The sequence below is a fragment of the Pirellulales bacterium genome (assembly GCA_035499655.1).
GTDB lineage: Bacteria > Planctomycetota > Planctomycetia > Pirellulales > JADZDJ01 > DATJYL01.
Map to the genome: position 1 here is coordinate 1 of DATJYL010000019.1, position 20,175 is coordinate 20,175.

Annotated in this window: 13 protein-coding genes and 1 tRNA gene; 9 read left to right on the top strand and 5 right to left on the bottom strand. The window is 53.7% G+C overall.

Translation table 11 applies throughout. The features are described 5' to 3' along the window. Window positions 1-253 precede the first annotated feature (253 nt). Window positions 254-335 (top strand) — tRNA-Ser (locus VMJ32_01045). A gap of 51 nt (window positions 336-386) precedes the next feature. On the opposite strand, the gene VMJ32_01050 is transcribed toward VMJ32_01045, so the two are convergent. The 5 genes from VMJ32_01050 to VMJ32_01070 all read right to left on the bottom strand — a co-directional run bounded on the left by VMJ32_01050 (window position 387) and on the right by VMJ32_01070 (window position 5,213). Continuing rightward, window positions 387-962: a carbohydrate-binding domain-containing protein gene (locus VMJ32_01050; GenBank protein HTQ37581.1), complete on the bottom strand. Its 576-nt coding sequence runs from the start codon at window positions 960-962 to the stop codon at window positions 387-389. A 145-nt stretch (window positions 963-1,107) separates the two neighbouring features. Continuing rightward, entirely contained in the window at window positions 1,108-2,226 is a 1,119-nt protein-coding gene (locus tag VMJ32_01055; GenBank protein ID HTQ37582.1) for a DUF1559 domain-containing protein, read from the bottom strand. A gap of 172 nt (window positions 2,227-2,398) precedes the next feature. Continuing rightward, window positions 2,399-3,787, bottom strand: coding sequence for a FecR family protein (locus tag VMJ32_01060; GenBank protein HTQ37583.1), 1,389 nt, complete (start codon window positions 3,785-3,787; stop codon window positions 2,399-2,401). Further along, window positions 3,787-4,380 carry a sigma-70 family RNA polymerase sigma factor gene (locus VMJ32_01065; GenBank protein HTQ37584.1) on the bottom strand — a complete coding sequence of 198 codons (594 nt, stop codon included), beginning with the start codon at window positions 4,378-4,380 and terminating at the stop codon, window positions 3,787-3,789. The genes VMJ32_01060 and VMJ32_01065 overlap by 1 nt, the downstream gene beginning before the upstream one ends. 449 nt (window positions 4,381-4,829) lie before the next feature. Continuing rightward, the gene (locus tag VMJ32_01070; protein ID HTQ37585.1) at window positions 4,830-5,213 is read right to left on the bottom strand and encodes a hypothetical protein; all 384 of its coding nucleotides are present in this window, start codon (window positions 5,211-5,213) and stop codon (window positions 4,830-4,832) included. Here VMJ32_01070 and VMJ32_01075 point away from each other — a divergent pair. The 8 genes from VMJ32_01075 to VMJ32_01110 form a co-directional block, all read left to right on the top strand. After that, window positions 5,205-6,218, top strand: a complete 1,014-nt coding sequence (locus VMJ32_01075; GenBank protein HTQ37586.1) for a dockerin type I repeat-containing protein — start codon at window positions 5,205-5,207, stop codon at window positions 6,216-6,218. The two genes, VMJ32_01070 and VMJ32_01075, sit on opposite strands and share 9 nt — an antisense overlap. 220 nt (window positions 6,219-6,438) lie before the next feature. Continuing rightward, a complete protein-coding gene (locus tag VMJ32_01080; protein HTQ37587.1) occupies window positions 6,439-7,122 on the top strand; it encodes a PEP-CTERM sorting domain-containing protein in 684 nt (227 codons plus the stop codon). Window positions 7,123-7,232: 110 nt separating this feature from the next. Further along, window positions 7,233-9,347 carry a glycoside hydrolase family 44 protein gene (locus VMJ32_01085; GenBank protein HTQ37588.1) on the top strand — a complete coding sequence of 705 codons (2,115 nt, stop codon included), beginning with the start codon at window positions 7,233-7,235 and terminating at the stop codon, window positions 9,345-9,347. 74 nt (window positions 9,348-9,421) lie between these two features. Then, window positions 9,422-12,334, top strand: a complete 2,913-nt coding sequence (gene galA, locus VMJ32_01090) for a beta-galactosidase GalA (protein ID HTQ37589.1) — start codon at window positions 9,422-9,424, stop codon at window positions 12,332-12,334. Between the two features lie 32 nt (window positions 12,335-12,366). Next, on the top strand, window positions 12,367-14,343 hold the full coding sequence (locus VMJ32_01095) for an alpha-L-fucosidase (protein HTQ37590.1): 1,977 nt from the start codon (window positions 12,367-12,369) through the stop codon (window positions 14,341-14,343). A gap of 30 nt (window positions 14,344-14,373) precedes the next feature. Further along, the gene (locus tag VMJ32_01100; GenBank protein ID HTQ37591.1) at window positions 14,374-15,945 is read left to right on the top strand and encodes a hypothetical protein; all 1,572 of its coding nucleotides are present in this window, start codon (window positions 14,374-14,376) and stop codon (window positions 15,943-15,945) included. 164 nt (window positions 15,946-16,109) lie between these two features. Beyond that, a complete protein-coding gene (locus VMJ32_01105; protein ID HTQ37592.1) occupies window positions 16,110-17,783 on the top strand; it encodes a PEP-CTERM sorting domain-containing protein in 1,674 nt (557 codons plus the stop codon). Between the two features lie 37 nt (window positions 17,784-17,820). After that, on the top strand, window positions 17,821-20,175 hold a 2,355-nt coding region (locus VMJ32_01110; GenBank protein ID HTQ37593.1), incomplete at its 3' end, for a hypothetical protein.

Genomic DNA, 20,175 nt, shown 5'->3' on the forward strand with positions numbered 1-20,175 from the left:
GCCATCTTGAGTCGATTCGCCATCTTGGCCTCCTTCCGCGGCAATTGCCGCTAAGAAGGCCATTAGGCCAAATCGTCCGTGCTCAAGCTGGCTGGTTTTAATGCGCCGATGGGTGGCTGGTTTTAAGCGCCGACTGACAGCTCTGTGGCACTTCCGCTTACAACTAGCTTCCAAGTTGGATGGACGAAAGGTAAAATCCAACAACATCCGGTGGGTAGTTCCACCGTGGTAATCTGAGAATGCGTTAAATTCCGGAGGGTAAGCGAATGGCTAGCGGCCACACTGGAAATGTGGTGCCGGGAAACCGGTTGCGGGTTCGAGTCCCGTGCCCTCCGCTGATCGAATCTCTATTGTTTCTCGCGGGAATGCTGGCACGAAGACGGCACCTATTTGGCGGCGTTTTTTACGGGCTCGTCCGACTTATGAGGGCGGAGTTTGACGCCGTTAATGTACAAATTACTGTCATATTTGCCGTCCGGATCGTAGGTGTCGTTGGTAAAGGCGACGGAGATTACATGGTCGCCGGCGGTCAATGGGACGACGACCTGATAATCTTTGGTGTCGTCTGATGTCAGCGGCACTTCCTTGCCAAAGCTCTTTCCGTCAAAACCCAATTGGAATTTTGGAGGGATATTCTCCACTTTGGGACCCGACGTGCTGTGGGTGGGAACGCCCGTTGCCGTGTCTCCGGACGCGGAGACGATCACATCCCAATCGCCTTCGCTGGGCAGTTTGAATTTGGCTTCCGCCGAGCCATTGGTATAGAAACACAGTTTCTCGTCGTCTTCGTTATACACAAACACATCGTCGGGATTGGCGACCGTTGCAGGCGGTTTGAATTTGAAGTCTTTGAGTTGAATTTTGATGACGTCGCTTTTATCCTGATCAGCAGCCAGCGTCAACGCGACCACCGAAAACAAACTAATCGAAATCAACACGGACCAAAATGGAATGCTTTTCATCGAACCGACTCCTGGATTGGTGAACAGTCAATCAATAATCGGCAGCTATAGGCAAGGTAATTATTTCGCATCTGAACATTGCCGATTCAAATCATATTGTGAGGATGCCGGCAATCGGGGGTGAATTACATTCTTGGATGCCGTTCTAGGGCAGATCGACCTGATTGCCATCATTGCGAGCAGAAAGCTTCCAATGCACTTGAGGATCAACATTGTAGGAGATCCCGTGCACGGAACCATCGCACATCACGAAAAAGCATCCGTTGGGATGCGGGCTGCCGAAGTTGACAATGAAGGGGCTAGTGGTCACAAAGACAGTGTATGGATCGGTTTCCGAGTCTCTCAATGGTCGCCAATCGACGGCGCCATAGATAATTTTGTTCGAAGGCAAAGAGAATTGATTACTGCCAGCCCAACGAATGGTGTCCCAGTCGTAACCTTGAAACATACTTTGATCGTCGGCCGGGCAATTGCCCCCCGTGCCGGGGTAGCACTCCGGCTTGAGTGCTTTTTCACCAATTAGGTAGGTTTTTGAAAGGCCATCGGAAATTTGCCGTATCGTCACGGAACTGCCGGCATAAATGAGTCCGTTAGCTTTACTCCAGTTTGACATATTTTGAAAATAACCTAACACGTTGTAGCCATTGGTGTCGGAACCCTGAGGCGGCCCTTCGGTTTGATTTCCGCAGCAATTACCTGTGGTGTCAGTTCCTCCGTTGCCGGCATAATCGGAACGAGAACCCAAAAACGGGGCGCCGGCCGCAGGCGTAGCATTCCAAATAGTGCCGTTGGCCACAGGTGCGACGGTCGGTCCGCGTCGTGTCGGACAATTGAACGACGACACGATTTGAGCTTGCATCACGGCCAGGGCATTGTATTTGGCGGTGCCTGATAGTCCCCGGCCATAATCGCGCAGTCCTCTTTCTTCTAAAAATGGCAGGAGGGAATAGGCCCAACCCCCCGGTTGCTGTAGGCCATATCCGCGATCTGGGTCGCCAACCCAGCTCCAACCCCAGCCGCCGGTGGGAAAGAATTTTTGCGCGTCCAAATGTGTTTGCGCGGCCAACCCCAACTGCTTCAGATTGTTTTCGCATTGCGAACGCCGCGCTGCTTCTCGCGCAGCCTGCACAGCCGGCAACAAAAGGGCAATGAGAATGCCGATAATGGCGATGACGACCAGTAATTCGACCAGCGTAAATGCAGGGTGATGCGTGCAGGCTGCGGCCCGATGGCGGCGCTTGCAGCAAGTCCGTCGAAGCGACATTGATTTCCGTATCCAGGACATCAAGAACATGCATTTCTCCCCACCGACAGAATCATCCAGGCGAAAGCCCCCACTTTCGCCCGCCAGCTTGGCCCATCTCAGTGCTGCGAATCCTTAAGTCTTGCCAAAGACTGACAGCCCCGGCTTGGCCCCGAATTTCCGTTGCTGGTTTTTAGTCCAGCGGCGTGGCGGCAATTCCATACATCGCCCGCGCACCTTTCATAGTTCCCATCGCTCCCAAAGTGATTGTTTCCGGAGTTTCACAACGCCGGCGCCAGACGGAGAAAATGCGATCGATACTTTCTCCCCCGCCGACACCCAGAGAATGCTTGGTATCTCCTTTCCACCACGGCCCTTCATCCAGGCCGATGTCGATTCCCGTGTTTTCAAATTGATCGGTGAGCCAATCGGGAGGCTTAACGCGACGATCAAACAACACATATACGATGGCTGGCCTGGCTAACTGAACCGTGATCACCAGATTATTGATATACCGATAATCGTTGCAGGTGCGGACATAATCGGCATGCAACAAAAAGTCGGGCAATCCATCCGACGTCAAGCCGTTCCACTCGTGCGGACACTCAACGTATGCCTTACAATCGTCTTCCAAGCCGTGGGGCGTAATTTGATAATACGTGGGCGAGTCCGCGGAGGGAATGTTGTCGTGAATCGACTTGAACGTGGTATCGCTCCAAGAAGGCGGCGATTGAGTCGACCAATTGTCGCCGTGCGGGTCGCTGCGGACTTCCGTGATCCGATCCATCGAACCTTGGTTGTCCACCGTCACACCTTCACCCTGGCTCAAGCGTTTTTGCGAAACCGCTGAAGGCACCGTGGGTAGCAGATCGACTTGTCCTTCAAAAACCACCACGTCAGTCGATCCGCCGGGACGAGCGACCACGCCAAATTTTGTACCTAAGTCGATGACGTTGACATTGGACGTCTCGATGCTGAAGCCGTGAGCCCACTCCGGCACATGCGCGGTGGCTTGCCCCTGATCGAGTTTTACCAGCATATCGGAAACGATTCGCATCGAGGCAGGGCCACTAACCCACATGGTCGCGCCGGAGCGAAAACGCAGCGTCAAACGCCCAGATTTCATTTCCAGCTTACCGGGCACAACATGCACTGGATCCAGCAACGCCGAACAGCTTTCCGACAAGATCACTAGATTGCTATCGACCACTTCAGCGACCGCTAGTTGGCTAAGGTTCGCCTGACGGATTTTATACCACCCGAGGCCGGCGGACATCATCAAAAAAACTGCGGCTGCCGCCCACATCCAGCGCTTTGCCACCATCCGCAAGATTCGGTTCGGAAGCGATTCCGTCGGCATGTTCAAGGGAAAGATGGCCGTCGGTACCCGCGGAATTGCCGCGCCAGATTGATCGCATTGCCATTGCAACAGGCTATGCGTGCGAATTTGCTCCACCAATGATTCGACCAGTACCGGGTTACGGTCAACCAGCTGGATGAATTCCTGCTGCTGCTGGTCATTGTAGGACTTATCGAGAATACAATCGAGCAGTTCAAACAGTTTTGATTGCGCGGCGTCCATTATGGCACCTCCGCAATTAAAGTGGTTTGAATGCAGCGACCTAGCGAATGTCGAATCCGATACAAACGGGCAGAGATCTGATTGGTTGTTTGACCTAAACGAGCGGCGATTGTCTTGACCGACATTTTTTCCACGTAGCGCTCACGAATCAGCCGTCCCTGCTCAGAATCTAGCTTTTCCAAACAGCTTCGCAATGCCACCAGGCGGGTGTCGGCCGGGGTGGAATCGCGAACATAGGTGTCGCTAATGATTTGCACCATTTCGTCGCTTAACACCATCCGCGAGCGGCGTCTACTTTTACGAAACGCCAAAACCCGTTGAAAGGCAAAACCGTACGCCCAAGGGAGAAACGGCTGCGCGTTATCAAAGTCCTTCAGGCGCGCCCACAGGTCAAGGTTTGTATCTTGCAGCACGTCAATTGCTGACGAATCACCCATCAGCAACGTGTTAATGTATATAAACATATCGCGCTGATGAGCCGTCAGCAATTCGATGAATCGCGTGGCCGGATCCTGAGCCGCCGCCTGATCTGCGATATGACTTATATCCTGCCCTGGGTTGATCCCAGGTTTTGGCATCTCATTCTCTGCCATTCAACCATTCCTCGACCCACACTATTTATAAAGGAAAACCGCTCCCGGCTAACCCCGGGGCCAGCCGAGAGCGGTTGGGGGGGCAAAATCAATCGGTTGCAACCAAATGTTTAAACTAGCTAAATTTCCAATGCGCTAGAAACCAATGCTCTAGAAACCATTGCCACGCACTCTAGCGCCCAAACAAACTATCCTGAGCTACTTAACTCACAAGGCAGAAAAAAGAGTGCGACGTACGGATCGGATGGTTCTTAAACACGGCAAAAAACATCCAAATGACCCTGGCATACAAACGTTTGACCTAAAATAATCTCAGCCGATAGAACGCAAATCTTACGAAAAAAATAAAAAATCTTCTAAATTTGATAACCCAAAAACGCTTTTCCACAAATCGCGTCAAGCATACGTTAGCGGGGAAAGCAACTGATTTGCCATCGCAAGCGGTTAAGCTAGCAAGAAATCATCCAGGGGAATTCGTTGTGTATTGATGCGACCGAGTGTTTTTTGGCTTTGGCTGAATTGAATTTGATGAGCCAAAACGGCAACGCTGGATCACTTTTGAATCCCCTGTACCCAACGAGAATCCGAAAAAATGGAAAAATATTGCTAAAATATAAAATATCTTCGTCAGATTTTGGTTGGATCGGCTGAGAATAGTTACGAGGCAACAAAGTATGCTTGGTGTCCGGATTGCGTAAATGTTCGGGGTTGCATGGCTTGCTTGGCAAGCTGCCCGCTTGGTCGGGCATTTCAGTGAGGCATTCATCATTGACGATATCCGCAGGAAGAACTGTGGGTAAAGCACCTATACTGGGGGAGATGATATGAAACATCGCAGATTTGGTTTTGCGATCGTGTGTGGGGTTGCTGCCATGGTTTTTGGTGTGCGAGGCGCCCAGGCCGATGTATTGGAATCGTGGGAAAACACGTCGGATCCAACTTTTGATGGCTGGTCCATTCCGCCGTCATACAGCACGACTAACTACGCCAATTTCTCCGCTTCTTATAACACTACCTACGGCGTCACTAACGGTCTTGCGTCGGTCGCCGTTGCCAGTACCCCGGCAAACGATGCTAGTATGTCTCCCTCCGGTCCAAATTACGGTCAGATGATTGCCAACGAAGGAAGCCAGGCTTGGACGACTATGTTGTCCCACGCCGCGGGGCTGTCGTTCGACGTGTATTTACCGCCAGGTTCGTTCGGCTATTACACGCAATTTGACTTGGACTTAAATAACGCTGACGCAGGATACACCAGTATCGATTCATATCATTATCTTGCCGCCAATAATGGTGCCGAAACCACGATGAAATTCTACTTCCAGTACCCGGCGGTATATGAGTCACTCTGGGGTACCACTGACTACAACAACATCAATGCGTCCAACGCGGCGTATCAAGCATTGCTGGCTACTTCCACGCACCAAACTGGGATTTTCATCCAGATGGGTGGTGGTTATTCCGCCGGCCCTCCTGTTAATGAAACCGCATATTTCGACAATGTGCAAATTTTTTATGAACTGGGCGATTTTAATTTTGATCATCACGTCGATGCCGGTGACATTATTGCCATGGAGCAAGCCCTGGCGAACCCCGCCGCCTACGAAGCCACCAATGACTTGACCAACAACGATCTGCTGGAAATTGGCGACCTCAACGGCGATGGCAAAGTGAACAATGCCGATTTGCAATATTTGATCAGCTATTTAAACTTTGGCGAGGGGAGCCTTTCCAGGGCGGTCCCCGAGCCGGCGTCGCTAATGTTGCTCGGCCTGGCCGCACCGGCTTTGGCCGCTGTCGCACATCGGCGCCGAAAGAAGCTGATGAGTCAAAGCTAATTATTTCGGCTTCCGTTTTAGTAAGCCCAGCCCAAAAAAACTGGAGAAATTTACAACAAAAACTCATTGCAGATAGGCAGGCACACTGAGGGGCGAAGCTTACGGACCGGAGAAGAGGTACGCGAGCGATCGCAACCCAGTGAATGGATTCCCTGGTTGGCTACAACATGATGGCGCGCAACTGTGTATTTCCCCGTCGGGGGGAGAGGGAATTCGTTCTATGAACATTAGAAGTTATCTATTGGCAATTGTGGCAATGGTGGCATCGCTGGTGGCGAGTCAGTTGAAGGCCCAATTGGTTGAGTCTTGGGAAAACACCTTGGATGGTTGGTCGGTGCCGCCGTCGTACAACCTGCAAAATGGCTCTGGTCAGTTTGGACCCATAACAACCGGTTTTGACACGTCCAACGGTGTCACTAACGGCACCTACAGTTTGGCCATTACGGGAACCGGCACAGGTGGCTCAAATTATGGCCAAGTATTGGCCTCGCCAAGCACGAACGCAATGACTGCACTGTTGGCCAATGCGCAATCGCTAAGTCTGGATGTGTACACACCTGGCGGATCTTTTGGCTATTATTTGCAGTTTGACTTCGACATCAACAACGCCGACACCGGGTTTCAATCGCTTGATGCGTACAGCTATCCAGGAACAAGTATTGGATCGGAGACAACGTTCACTGTCCCCATTTCCGCAAGCCTTCGATCCACGTTGTCAACTTCGACCAATCCAACCGAGATCGATATACAAATAGGTGGCGGCAACACTACAGGAAACAATACGATGTACTTGGATAATCTGCGCCTTACGCCTGTTCCGACGCCCGAACCGGCATCGCTGGCATTGCTGGGTCTGGGCGGCTTAGGTTTGCTGGGCATGGCGATGCGTCGGGGCCGCCGGTAATCAATCGTTGTGGTTTTTTGAATTCCCTCAAGCGGGCGCACCTGGTACCAGGCGCGCCCGTTTTTGTTGACTTTAAACGCAACGGTCGGATTTAGGAGGAGGAGAGAAGAATGCAGCGGATTACGTGCGTGCGCTGGCCGGTAAAGGGCTGCTATGATCGCGAGGCCGCCCCCGCTGACTCAGTCAATAGCTTTGCATGGCGTTCGACGATTGCAATCCTTTTGAGCCTGGCAGCTACGTCCCAGGCCCAGGTGCTGTTAACGGTCAACGGCTCCCAATCCCAGGCAATTTCTCCGTATATTTACGGGACGAATGATCCTACCGTCGTTCCTGACGCCACGTTTGTGCGCTTGGGAGGCAACCGCTGGACGGCGTACAACTGGACGAACAACGCATCCAACGCCGGTTCGGATTATCTTTTTGAAAGCGACGGCTTACTGAGCAGCAGCAACACGCCCGGTGCAGCCGTCCTGCCGACTTTGCAGGCAGACAAGGCTACTGGCGCGGCCACGCTGCTGACGATTCCCACGAATGGTTACGTGGCGGCGGACAAAAATCACGGCGGCGACATCCGCTATAACGGCAACTATTGGAACGGATCGACGTGGGTTTCCGGAACGTATAACCCCAATTATTTGGCGGAGCATTTTTATCAGGAATTCCCCAACGCCGCAGCGAATACCGGTAATGTGCCCAACGCGGTATACCAGGATCAGTTCGTGAATTGGGTGAATACAAACGCTCCCGGTCAGCAGGTGGTTTACGACCTGGATAATGAACCTTCCGCATGGTCTTCAACTCACCTGGAAGTGCATCCGGCCAACGCAACCTATCAAGAGCTGGACAACGACGCCATCAATTACGGCGGCGCGATCAAAGCCGTGGCGCCAAATGCCCTGGTGTTCGGCGCGGTCAATTACGGCTGGCAAGGGATGGTCGCCCTCGGAAATCAACCCGCTGATTCGACCATCAACGACACCATTTTGAATTTTCAAGCCTCGTATTTAAAGTCCTTGAACGCGGCTAGCCAAGCGGCCGGCAAACGGCTGCTTGATGTTCTGGATTTTCATTGGTATCCCGAGGCGCAAGGCACCAACGGGGTGCGGATCACCAGCGGTACCGACGACACGGCTCCCACGGTCGCCGCCCGACTGCAGGCTGCGCGATCCTTGTGGGACCCCAGCTATGTGGAAAACAGTTGGATCACCCAGTATTCCACTCCTTACGAACCGTCCGGCTCACCAGCGCAGTTTAAGACTGCGGCTATTCAATTGTTGCCGCGGGAACAGGCGATTATCAACGAATACAATCCGGGCACGAGGCTTTCCATCAGCGAGTACGAATATGGTGGCGGAAGCGACATTTCCGGCGGCGTGGCGGAGGCCGACGTGTTGGGTGTGTACGGGGAAAAAGGCGTATTCTCTGCAGCGTGGTGGGGGGACGGCGCGCCTAACGACCATTACATTACGTCGGCGTTCAACATGTATTTGAATTACGACGGCCACGGGCACAAATTCGGCAACACCTCCATCGGCGCAAGCGCCAGCGATGTATCCAAGGCGTCAGTATATGCCAGCGAGGATGCCGGCAACCCAAATCGCATGGTGATTGTGCTCGTCAATAAAAGTACGACCGGTTCGCAAGTGGCTGCGCTGAATTTTTCCAACGTAGCGCAGTTTTCGCTAGCCGACGCCTACCAGTTAACCTCGGCGTCGTCGAATATTGCCCACGTCAATTTGCTCAATAGCTCGCCGCTGGCGTGGACCGGGGCTAGCTCGCTGAACTACACGATGCCGGTCGAGTCTGTCACAACGCTCGTGCTGGTCAAGCCGCAATTGGGCGATGTGAATCTTGACGGCCAGGTGAACGGCGCCGATTTGCAAGCGATGCTTGGTATTTTGAAAAATGAAGGTAGTTATGAATCGGCCCACAATCTGACGGATGCAAACCTGGTGACGCTTGGCGACATTAGCCACGACGGCAAGTTCAATGCCGCTGACATCGCCGCAATGGAAACTTACTTGGCCAACGGAGCGGCCGGGAATGGCGACTTCGCCGCCGTGCCCGAACCGAATGCCTTTTGTCTGTTGCTGGGGCTGAATGGTGGGTGGTTGATATTTCGCTGCGACAAAATCAGGCATGACACGCCGCGTGTAGATCAAGCTCGGATGATGACAACCCATTTAACGAATTTCTCATTTGATGAAAGCGTAAAAGAGCGATGAGTAGTGAACGTCGTCGAACCACTTGCCAAGTTTTCTGGAAAAAGTTATTTGAGGCAATTCGCAGATTGCCGGCCATGTCGTGGTTGGCCCGCTGGTATAGTTTGAAACCAGGCTCGATGAGGTTCTTCGTCGCCGCTGGGTGCGCGGTCTTGATTGTGACGCGCATATCGGCAGCGGAGTCGCCGCGCGAGCATCTTTTGCTCGATGCCAACTGGAAATTTCATCTGGGCGACGACTGGCCGGGCGCACTGCATTTGGACAAGGCCGGTGTTGCAGGCGGTCCAGCCTCGGACAAATTATTCAGCGACGTGACGTGGCGGACAGTGAATTTGCCGCACGATTGGGCGGTGGAATTGCCGTTCGACCGTGCCGCCGACGCAAGCCACGGCTTCAAGCCAGTCGGTCCCGGTTATGATAAAACCAGCATCGGCTGGTATCGACGCACATTTGATTTGCCGGCGTCGGATTCCGGCAAGCGAATCTGGCTGACGTTCGACGGCGTGTTTCGTGACGCGACAGTTTGGGTTAACGGCTGGCTCGTGAAACGACACGAGGGGGGTTACTATCCTTTTCGTGAGGACATTACCGATGTTGTGCATTTTGGAGGTAGGAATCTAGTCGCTGTAAGAGTAGATGCTACAAAATTCGAGGGCTGGTTCTACGAAGGTGCAGGTATCTATCGTCACGTGTGGTTGGACAAGACTGCTCCCGTGGCGATCGGTCCCGATGGGGTGTTTGTCTATTCCAAATTTGAAAAAAACGTTCCGTCGGAACAGGCGGAAATAAGTGTGGAAGCAAGCTTGCTCAACTCACTACCGAATCCAGCCACGGCTGTCGTGAGCTGTGAGGTTGTGTCTCCGGAAGGCGAGACAGTGGCCCGCTTTAAAAACTCCGCAGAATTAGCGCGCGAATCGCAGAGTATGGTGACCTTCAGTTCGAAGCTTTCTTCGCCGGTTCTTTGGTCGCCGGAATCGCCCAAGCTATACAAGCTGCTTACCACCGTTTCAGTGGCCGACAAAACCGTTGACCAAACGGAAATCATGTTCGGCATTCGAACGGTCGGTTTCGATACCAAAAACGGCTTTTTACTGAATGGCAAACCCTACGAACTGTACGGTACATGCAACCACCAGGACCACGCAGGCGTGGGTTCAGCCCTCCCCGATGCATTGCAGGAATTTCGCGTTAAGAAATTGAAAGAATTCGGGTGCAACGCGATTCGCACCGCACATAATCCACCGACGCCGGAATTGCTCGATGCCTGCGATCGGCTCGGTATGTTGGTCATGGACGAGAGCCGGCTGCTCGGCAGCGATTCGGAGAATCTCCGCAAGTGGAATGACCAAATCCGCCGTGACCGAAATCACCCGTGCGTCGCCATTTGGAGCATTGCCAACGAGGAATTTGCCGTGCAGGACTCGCCGCAAGGCACGGCGGTCGCAAATACGATGCAAAACCTTGCCAAGCATCTCGATCCAACGCGACCCGTCACTTACGCAGCGCCGGAAGGCGACAATTTTTGGGGCATTAACAGTGTGATCGAAGTGCGCGGCTGGAATTATCATCCGGGCCCGGACATGGACAAGTATCACGCCGAACATCCAATCCAGCCTAACGTCGGCACGGAACAGGCGAGCACGACCTGCACGCGAGGAATCTATGAAATGAATACCGCGCGCGGCTACGTCCCCGCTTATGATCACACACCTAGTCAATGGGCACAAAGCGCGGAATCTTGGTGGAGTTGGTTTGCGGACCGTCCTTGGCTGTCGGGCGGCTTTGTATGGACGGGTTTTGATTATCGTGGCGAACCTACGCCATACGGTTGGCCATGCATTAACTCACACTTTGGCATTCTCGACACATGCGGTTTTCCAAAGGATGATTTTTATTACTACCAATCCTGGTGGACGACCAAACCCGTGCTGCATCTGTTGCCGCATTGGAACTGGCCCGGCAAAGAAGGCCAGGTAATCCGCGTGGATGCTTACAGTAACTGCAAGCAGGTCGAGCTTTTCCTAAATGGGACATCACTCGGCAGGCAGGACATGAAGCCTAATTCCAAGCTGACATGGAACGTGAATTATGCTCCAGGAACGTTGAGCGCCAAGGGCTTCGATTCAAACGGCAACGTTGTCGCCGATGCGGAGGAGGAAACCGTCGGAGAACCCGTACGGATTCAGCTCACCCCCGACAGAGAAAGCATCAATGCCGATGGCGAGGACGCGGCGGTGTTCGCAGTGGCCGTGCTCGATCGGCAAGGGCGCTTCGTACCGACGGCGCAGAACAAAATTGACTTTGCCCTCGAAGGGCCGGGTAAGATTGTCGGCGTGGGCAACGGGGATCCTAGCAGCCACGAGCCGGATGTGTTCATTCAAGATGTGCCCGTGAATACCATTCCGGTGAACGACTGGCGCTGGACGCTGTTGAAAATCTCCGAAGACGACACGGTGTCGCCGGAATGTGCGAAGGATTTTAATGACTCAGATTGGAAAATCCTCAAACCAAAAGCTAGCGGTAACGAATCGACAATTAAAACGGAAAACACCACGGCGATTTACCGTGCACATTTTCTGTTAAGCGATCAAGATTTGAGCAATCCCGAATTACAAATTCACTTTACTGGCTGCGACGATGACGGCTGGTATTTCGTGAATGGCCAATTCGTTGGCGAATCGCACGACTGGTCGGCACAGCCAACGTTCGACATCAAGAAATTCCTGCACGCCGGCGACAATGTCGTCGCCGTTAAAGTAAAAAATAGCTTCGGCGAGGGTGGCTTAAACCCAAATGTGACCGTGGAGATGATCGGGAAGGCGAGCGTTCCACCTTGGTCGCGCAGCTTATTTAACGGTTGGGCAGAAATCATTGTGCAATCCACGCGAGAAGCGGGCGAATTCAAATTGACCGCCACCTCTGAAGGTCTTGCACCGGCTTCGGCATTCGTACACATGCGGTCGTGTCCACCGCGTCCATACGTGCCCTGAGTCGCTCATCCAAACCCAGGAAATCCAAACCTATGCTGCTGAATCGAATCAAACGGCTCATATTGGCTCTGTTCTGCGCACTTGTACCGGCAATAGGAACAGCTCAAACCAGCTCTTTCCAGTTCCAACTGCCGATCGCCAAAGGGCCGTTTGTCGGCACGATGGACTCGCTGAAGAATTACAGCTGCCCGGAGTGGTTTCGCGATGCCAAATTTGGCATCTGGGCGCATTGGGGACCGCAGTCGGTACCGATGGAGGGCGATTGGTATGCCCGCAAAATGTATCAGCAGGGGGATCCCGACTATGAAGATCATCTCAAGCGTTGGGGCCATCCTTCCACGAACGGTTGGAAGGACATCATCCCGCTTTGGAAAGCCGAGAATTGGGATCCCGACAAGCTGATGGCACTCTACAAAAAAGCGGGTGCGAAATACTTCGTCAGCATGGCTTCCCACCACGACAATTTTTTCTTATGGGATTCCAAACTGCACTCCTGGAATTCCGTGCAGATGGGGCCGCACCGCGATGTGGTCGGGGATTGGCAGAAGGCCGCGAAGAAGTACGGCTTGCCCTTTGGCGTGTCTGAACATTTGGGCGCCAGCTTCACTTGGTTCCAAACCAGCCACGACGCCGACAAGACCGGACCCTTAGCTGGAGTTCCCTACGACGGGGCAAATTCGAAAAATTGGGATCTCTATCACTCTCCCGCCGAACCGGGCGATAACTACTGGGGCTACTCGAAAAATCAGCGGTGGCAGCAAGAGTGGTTCAACGAAATCGAAGAGTTGGTGGACAATTACAAGCCCGATCTGCTTTACACCGACGGCGGTGTGGCTTTTGGCAACGAAGTCGGTCTAAGCCAGATTGCCAATTTTTACAATATCAATGCTGCCTGCCACGGGGGCATCTGCGAAGCCGTCTATACGTGCAAACAGCCTTCTGATGGACGCTGGGTGCATGACTACGAACGTGGCGTGAACTCTGGAATCGATCCCTATCCGTGGCAAACGGATACGTCCATCGGCGATTGGTTCTACAACAAGCATTGGAAATACCGCCCTGTCAAATGGGTGGTCGACATGCTCGTCGACATCGTCAGCAAGAACGGGAATCTGTTGCTCAACGTGGTACAGCGGCCGGACGGCTCGCTCGATCCTGAAGTGGAGACCATGCTGCAGCAACTCGGCGAGTGGACTGCTGCAAATGGTGAAGCCATTTATGGTACTCGACCATGGTTGCGATATGGAGAAGGGAGGGCGCTAACCGGCGGCGGCTCCTTCAAGGAAGATTTTCATTACAGTGATAAGGACATTCGCTTTACGACCAAAGGCAATACACTTTACGCAATTGCGCTGGGCTGGCCAGAAGAAGGAAAACTTGTCATCAGGTCGCTCGCCAGAACTGACGAGGCGGCACAAAACTCAATTGAGAAGGTTGAATTGCTCGGCGGTGATGGCGAGTTGAAATTCAGCCAGACGGCAAATGGCCTAGCTGTGGAATTACCCGGTCCGAAATTGAGTGAACTTACCTGTGCGTTGCGAATCACCGGCAGCAATTTGAAACCTGCGCCCTTGCCGGAACTTTCGACAATCGTATCGGCAGACTCCAATGGACGGCTTGTGATGGATGCTGACAGTGCCCTCCTGCACGGCACAAAATTGAAGCTGGAAGACCAAGGCGGCAAGCCGGATATTGGCTACTGGGACGACCCCAGCGAATGGGTTGCCTGGCGTGTCCGCGTGGACAAACCGGGGATTTATAAAATTAGCGCGAGCATTGCCGCTGCAAACGGCAACGGCGAATTTATCGTGGGAGTTGGCAACGACAATGTTCCGGCCAAAGTATTACAGACTCAAGCCTGGGACCAATTTATCAACGTCGAAATCGGTCAGGTAAACATCAAACACTCGGGCGAAGTTGATGTGAGCGTCCGCTCGAAAGACAGGGCCAGCTGGAAAGCTATCAACCTCAATTCTGTCCAACTGACGCCAACCGACAAGCGACAATAGGACTAGGGAGTTGCAATCGCCGTGACCATTATGCCACGTGAATGCCTGACAGCGACTGCGGCGTGTGTTTCGCTGTTGTTGTTGAGCGCTTTCGCGGATGACGCGACGCCTTCGCGCCAAATTGACCTCGACGTGTCGCAGGCAGTGAAGCCTATCGATCGTTTTTTCGATTTATCCGTAGGGTCTGACTATCCGGGCACACTGATTCGTGACGACAGTGAGGCGCAACTGAAAACGGCCGTCGATGAACTTGGCTTCCGATACATTCGCTTCCACGCCATTTTTCACGATGTGCTGGGGACGGTGCGGGTCGAAAATGGCAGAAACTTTTATGACTGGACGAAAATAGACGAACTCTATGACAAACTGCTGGCCCGTCATATCAAGCCCTTTGTCGAAATCGGGTTTACACCGGATGCATTGAGGACCTCCGACAATCAGATATTCAATTGGCATGGCAATACATCGCATCCCGTACCGGACTCCTGGAGAGACCTGATCGATGCTTTCATCCGTCATCTTGAGCAACGCTACGGGGCGGTCGAGGTGAGCACCTGGTTCTTCGAGGTGTGGAATGAGCCTAATCTATCCGGCTTTTGGGAAGGCGCCGACCAAAAGGCCTATTTCAAGCTGTATGACCTGACGGCAAATACCATCAAGGGAATCGATTCGAATTTGCGCGTTGGCGGTCCGTCAACAGCCGGTGCTGCCTGGGTGCCGGAGTTTCTTGAGCATGCGGCGCAAAGCGGCGCCGCCGTGGACTTTGTCACGACCCACAGCTATGGTGTGAACGGTGGTTTCCTTGACAACGACGGCAAGGAAGACACGAAGCTATCTCCGTCGCCGGATGCCATCGTCGGCGATGTGCGCCGAGTTCGTCAGCAGATCGAGGCGTCAAAATATCCTGGCCTTCCGCTCTATTTTACCGAATGGAGTACGAGCTACTCGCCCCGTGATCTGGTCCACGACTCGTACATCAGCGCGCCTTATATTCTCAGCAAGCTGAAGGCCAGCCAGGGTTTGGTACAGGGCATGAGCTACTGGACGTATACGGATTTGTTCGAAGAGTCCGGGCCACCGCCAACACCGTTCCACGGCGGGTTTGGCTTGTTGAACCGCGAGGGAATCCGCAAGCCTGCCTACTTCGCTTACAAATACCTTCACGAATTGCAGGGCAACGCAGTTCCGGCTCAGGACTCACAGATTTTCGCTGCGGCAACAAATAATGGAATTTCAGCCGTGATGTGGGACTTTGAGCAACCGCAACAAAAAGTAAGCAACCGTCCATTCTACAGCCGGATTGTTGAATCCACGCCGGCATTACCGGTTGAACTTCATCTAAGCCATCTGAACTCAGGCGAATACCATCTGAAAATCTACCGCACAGGTTTTCGCGCGAATGACGCATACTCGGCGTACCTCGATATGGGCGCGCCCAAGGCTCTTACTCCGGGCCAGCTCGAGCAACTCCGGATGTTGACTCGCGACCTGCCGGAAACCGATCGTTGGGTCGACATCGACGAGCGCGGCTCTTTTGAGTTCACTCTGCCAATGCACAGCAATGATGTCGTATTGGTCTCGATGGAGACGAGCACAAAATGAAACGCTTTGCTTGCAAACCACCTCTTCTCACAGTCGCTAGAATAACAGCGATCACGATTTTCGCACCGAAACGATGCTGGGCAGTCCGGCGTAGAAGCAACGATTCGCGCTCAAGTTGCCGGTCGGAAAATACCCGTCTAGCGATCCAGATGTTGTGCATCTCGATGATCTCGGCCGGTGGATTTTGCTCCACGGCATACCCGCAAAACATCACGATCAATGCAAGCCAGTTGGTAACGAATAGCATTAATGGGCAACAGGTAGTGGCCACGGTATCGCCGATCGGGATCGGCATGAACACTTCGGTTTACTACAACAACATGAACGCCCCATATATATCGTCGGCGTTGGACGCTGGGGGCGTGTCGATCATTCGCTATCCGGGTGGTAATTATTCAGACATTTATCATTGGACGAATAACGTTGCTACCGGTGGCTACACAAACAGCAATTCGAACTTCGGGGTTTGGGCCACCAATCTCATCAACTCACCTACTGGCCTGGCGAAACAGGCGATGGTGACGATTGACTACGGAAGCAGCTTAAACAGCACGATGGGTGGTCAGCCACAGGAGGCTGCGGCGTGGGTGGCTTACGCCAATGCCACGGTCAACGGCGCCAATGCGACAATGCAACTTGGCACCGATGCAGAAGGGAACAATTGGGGAACAGTTCGTTATTGGGCGGCATTACGCGCCGCCAATCCCAACGATGCGAACTGGGCGACCGATGGTTCGGTGGGGGTCGTGCTGAACGCCTCGGATATGCCCTCGATGACGCCGGGCAATTTTTTAAAAAATAAACGCGCTGCGCCAATCGGAGTGCAGTATTGGGAGATTGGCAATGAAATAAATGGCAACGGATATTTTAGTGGATTGAATTGGCAAAATGACCTCCATTATGCCGGCACTGGTGCGGACCGAGTCGGACAACCGAACCTTTCACCGACGTTTTACGGTCAGCAGATTCCACTTTTTGCCTCGGCGATGGAAGCCGTGGACCCAACGATCAAAATTGGCGGAGTCCTGGACAACGCGTCGAATTACGATCCATACGTCCTGCAGGGCGCGGCCAGCAGCATGAACTTCGGCATCGTGCATTACTATCCCAATCTGAGTGGCACGGGCAACACGACCGTTAGGAATTTTTTAGCTGCTCGAGTGACCGATATTCCGAATTTCATCAACAGTTCTCGCAGTTTGATCAGCACCAATGCGGGTGCTGACGCTGCACATATTCCCGTGTTTATTACCGAGTTTGGAAATTTAGGGAGCACGCTGCCGGGGACAACCCAAGGCCTGCAAACCGCCATTGATTACGCCGGCTTTTTGAAGGCCGGCGTCCAAAATACGGACATGTGGGAAATGACAGCCGGTTATCTCGTTGATCAGCCAGGCACACTGAGCAAGGGAGTATCGTATTACGCGATGGAGGCATTGTACGATTTTATTCGTCCTGGAGACACGTTCATTTCAGCATCATCCAGCTCCAACACGGCGGGAATCGTTTACGCCGCGAAACGGGCCGATGGTACCATTTCGATTATGCTGATCAATCCGAGCACCAACGCCGCGAACATGGCAGTATCGATTAGCGGGGAAGACATCCTTGCCTCGGGGACGCTGTTTTCGACCAGCCTGACGAGCGATCCCACGCAATCGACAGTCACGGGGTTGGGAAATTCATTTACGGCGGCTGTGGCGGGGCGCAGCATATCAGTTTACGACCTTAGCCCGTTTGTTGTGCCGGAACCTGCCACCGCTATTTTGTTTGGAATTGGCATTGCCGCCTTAGGTTTGTTCCGCATGCGGCGTGGCTCAGGAGGAGCATTATCATGAAACACATTTCCTGGCCCCAAGATGCTGTAGGTAAATCATGACTAGAATCCGCCAGGGGCTGCTTCGTCAATTTCGAACCTTAAGCGTGGAGCGATTGGAGCAGCGGTGTTTGCTCGCCGCCTCCAGCTATACCTGGCAGAACATCAACATCGGCGCAGGAGGATTCGTCGATAGCATCTTCTACGATCCGCACAATCAAAACGTCATCTACGCCCGCAGCGATGTTGGCGGACTCTATAAAACCGTCAACGATGGAACTACCTGGACCCAATTGCTCAATTGGGTCGGCAACGGAAGCGGAGGCTCAAACGGCGTCCTCAGCTTCGCCATCGACCCTGAGAATTCCAATAACCTCTACGCCGACGTTGGGTTGTATTCTGGAAGCAACGGCTATGTGCTCTACTCCACCAACGCTGGCGCAACCTGGGGTGTAACTTCGCTGAGCTTCTACGTCGGCGGGAATATGGATGGCCGCGGCGCCGGCGAGCGCATCGCGGTCGATCCCTACGACAGCAATATCATCTTCCTGGGAAGCAATGCCAACGGCCTTTGGGAAAGCACCAATGCCGGACATTCGTTCAGCCAGATCACATCGTTTTCCACATCGGCGGGCATCAATTTCGTACTTTTCGATCCCAACGGTGGAACCACTGGCAACCCTACCAAGGAGATTTTCGTCGGCGAAACCTCCACGGCCGGCGGCACCAATCTTTTCGAAACCACAAACGGCGGCACATCCTGGACGGAAGTGACCGGTACCGGTTCGGCTCCAACCGGATGGATGGTCGAACGCGCTGCCATGGCTTCCGATGGCAATCTTTATCTGGCCTACGCCGACGATCAATCTCCCACCGAGCCGGACAATGGAGGAGTGTTCCGTTACAACACCAACACGGGAGTCTGGGCCAACATTTCACCCGTCGTGCCGCAAAGGTCATCAGCACCCTACGACTATTTCGGCTATTGCGGGTTGGCCCTGGATCCCAACAGTCCCACCACCATCGTCGTCACTAGCCTCGACCGCTACAACTACGGTGACGAAATCTGGCGCACGACGAACGCTAACGCTTCTTCCCCGTCCTGGGTCACCCTCTACCAACTGCCATCGCCCAACATCTATGCCGGGTATGATTCCACTCGGAACACCACCAACGCACCGTATATGGCCTCAAGCGGCGACGGTATCGGCAACTGGGCCAGCGACGTCGCCATCAATCCCTACAATTCCGCCCAGATCATGCACACTTACGGCGGCGGCATTTGGGCCACGAACCAGGGCACTAGCACCACGACTCTCACTGCGCCAAACAGCTGGTATTTTCCCGATACTGGGATTGTGATGACGGCAGTCTTAGGTGTAAACGCCCCCACCGGCGGCATTCCGCTCTATGGAGCCATGGGGGATGTAGGCGGCTTCGCTTTCACTACCCTGACCTTTTCTCCCACGCAAGGGAACGTCTTCTTCAACGGCGGCGGCGGCAACCTCACCTCCGTCGATTCCGCCGGCCTCGATCCCCAGGACACTGTCATGGTCGGAAACCTGGGCACAGTCTACGGATTCTATACCACCAACGGAACCACATTCAGCCAGTTCGCCTCCAATCCCGGCGGGAGCAGCGGGTTCAGCAACGGCACTGTCGCAATCTCAGCCAATGGATCGACCATCGTCTGGGCACCCTCGGGGCAGGCTCCCTATTACTCCATCAACAACGGCTCAAGCTGGACTCTAGCCACGCTGGGTGCATCTAGCGCGCTTCCGACAGGCGGAACCATCCTCTCCGATAAGGTCAATCCTAACTACTTCTATTACTGGACCGAGAACTCAAACGACAACTCCTGGACGTTGTACATCAGCAGCAATGGCGGCCACACATTCAGCGCTTCCGCCGGTGGTTCGCTGGCGACGGGAAACCCGACACTGGTAGTGAATCCGAAGGTCGCCGGTCAGTTGTGGCTCGGAACTTACGTCGGCATCTACGAATCCACCAACTTTGGCGCCAGTTTCTCCCACCCCAACAGCTACAGTACCAATGTCTCGTCCCTTGCGGTCGGCGCGGCGGCGCCGGGTAGCGCTTATCCCGCCCTTTACATTTACGGCACACCAGTTGGCAATTCATTCGAAGGCATCTATCGCTCCGACGATGGCGGAAATACCTGGACCGTACTCAACAACTCCAGCGAGCAATGGAGCGGTGTCATGGCGGCCGACCCCAATGTCTTCGGACGTGTTTACGTGGCCAATGAGATCGGCAACCCCGCCAGCAGTCTGCCGACCGGCTGGTTGGATTCGGACATGAACGAGCCGGGTAATCCCGGTTGGGCAACCAGTTCGACGACGCTCTCGAACGGAACCACCGTGAACCAATGGAATCTGGCGGGTGGTGGGGCGGGA

Excerpts from the sequence above, each read along its gene's own strand:
- VMJ32_01060 (HTQ37583.1), bottom strand. The coding sequence starts at position 3,787 with ATGGACGCCGCGCAATCAAAACTGTTTGAACTGCTCGATTGTATTCTC.
- VMJ32_01105 (HTQ37592.1), top strand. The coding sequence starts at position 16,110 with ATGATCTCGGCCGGTGGATTTTGCTCCACGGCATACCCGCAAAACATC.
- galA (HTQ37589.1), top strand. The coding sequence starts at position 9,422 with ATGTCGTGGTTGGCCCGCTGGTATAGTTTGAAACCAGGCTCGATGAGG.
- VMJ32_01085 (HTQ37588.1), top strand. The coding sequence starts at position 7,233 with ATGCAGCGGATTACGTGCGTGCGCTGGCCGGTAAAGGGCTGCTATGAT.
- VMJ32_01100 (HTQ37591.1), top strand. The coding sequence starts at position 14,374 with ATGCCACGTGAATGCCTGACAGCGACTGCGGCGTGTGTTTCGCTGTTG.
- VMJ32_01065 (HTQ37584.1), bottom strand. The coding sequence starts at position 4,380 with ATGGCAGAGAATGAGATGCCAAAACCTGGGATCAACCCAGGGCAGGAT.
- VMJ32_01095 (HTQ37590.1), top strand. The coding sequence starts at position 12,367 with ATGCTGCTGAATCGAATCAAACGGCTCATATTGGCTCTGTTCTGCGCA.
- VMJ32_01055 (HTQ37582.1), bottom strand. The coding sequence starts at position 2,226 with ATGTCGCTTCGACGGACTTGCTGCAAGCGCCGCCATCGGGCCGCAGCC.
- VMJ32_01070 (HTQ37585.1), bottom strand. The coding sequence starts at position 5,213 with ATGTTTCATATCATCTCCCCCAGTATAGGTGCTTTACCCACAGTTCTT.
- VMJ32_01050 (HTQ37581.1), bottom strand. The coding sequence starts at position 962 with ATGAAAAGCATTCCATTTTGGTCCGTGTTGATTTCGATTAGTTTGTTT.
- VMJ32_01075 (HTQ37586.1), top strand. The coding sequence starts at position 5,205 with ATGAAACATCGCAGATTTGGTTTTGCGATCGTGTGTGGGGTTGCTGCC.
- VMJ32_01080 (HTQ37587.1), top strand. The coding sequence starts at position 6,439 with ATGAACATTAGAAGTTATCTATTGGCAATTGTGGCAATGGTGGCATCG.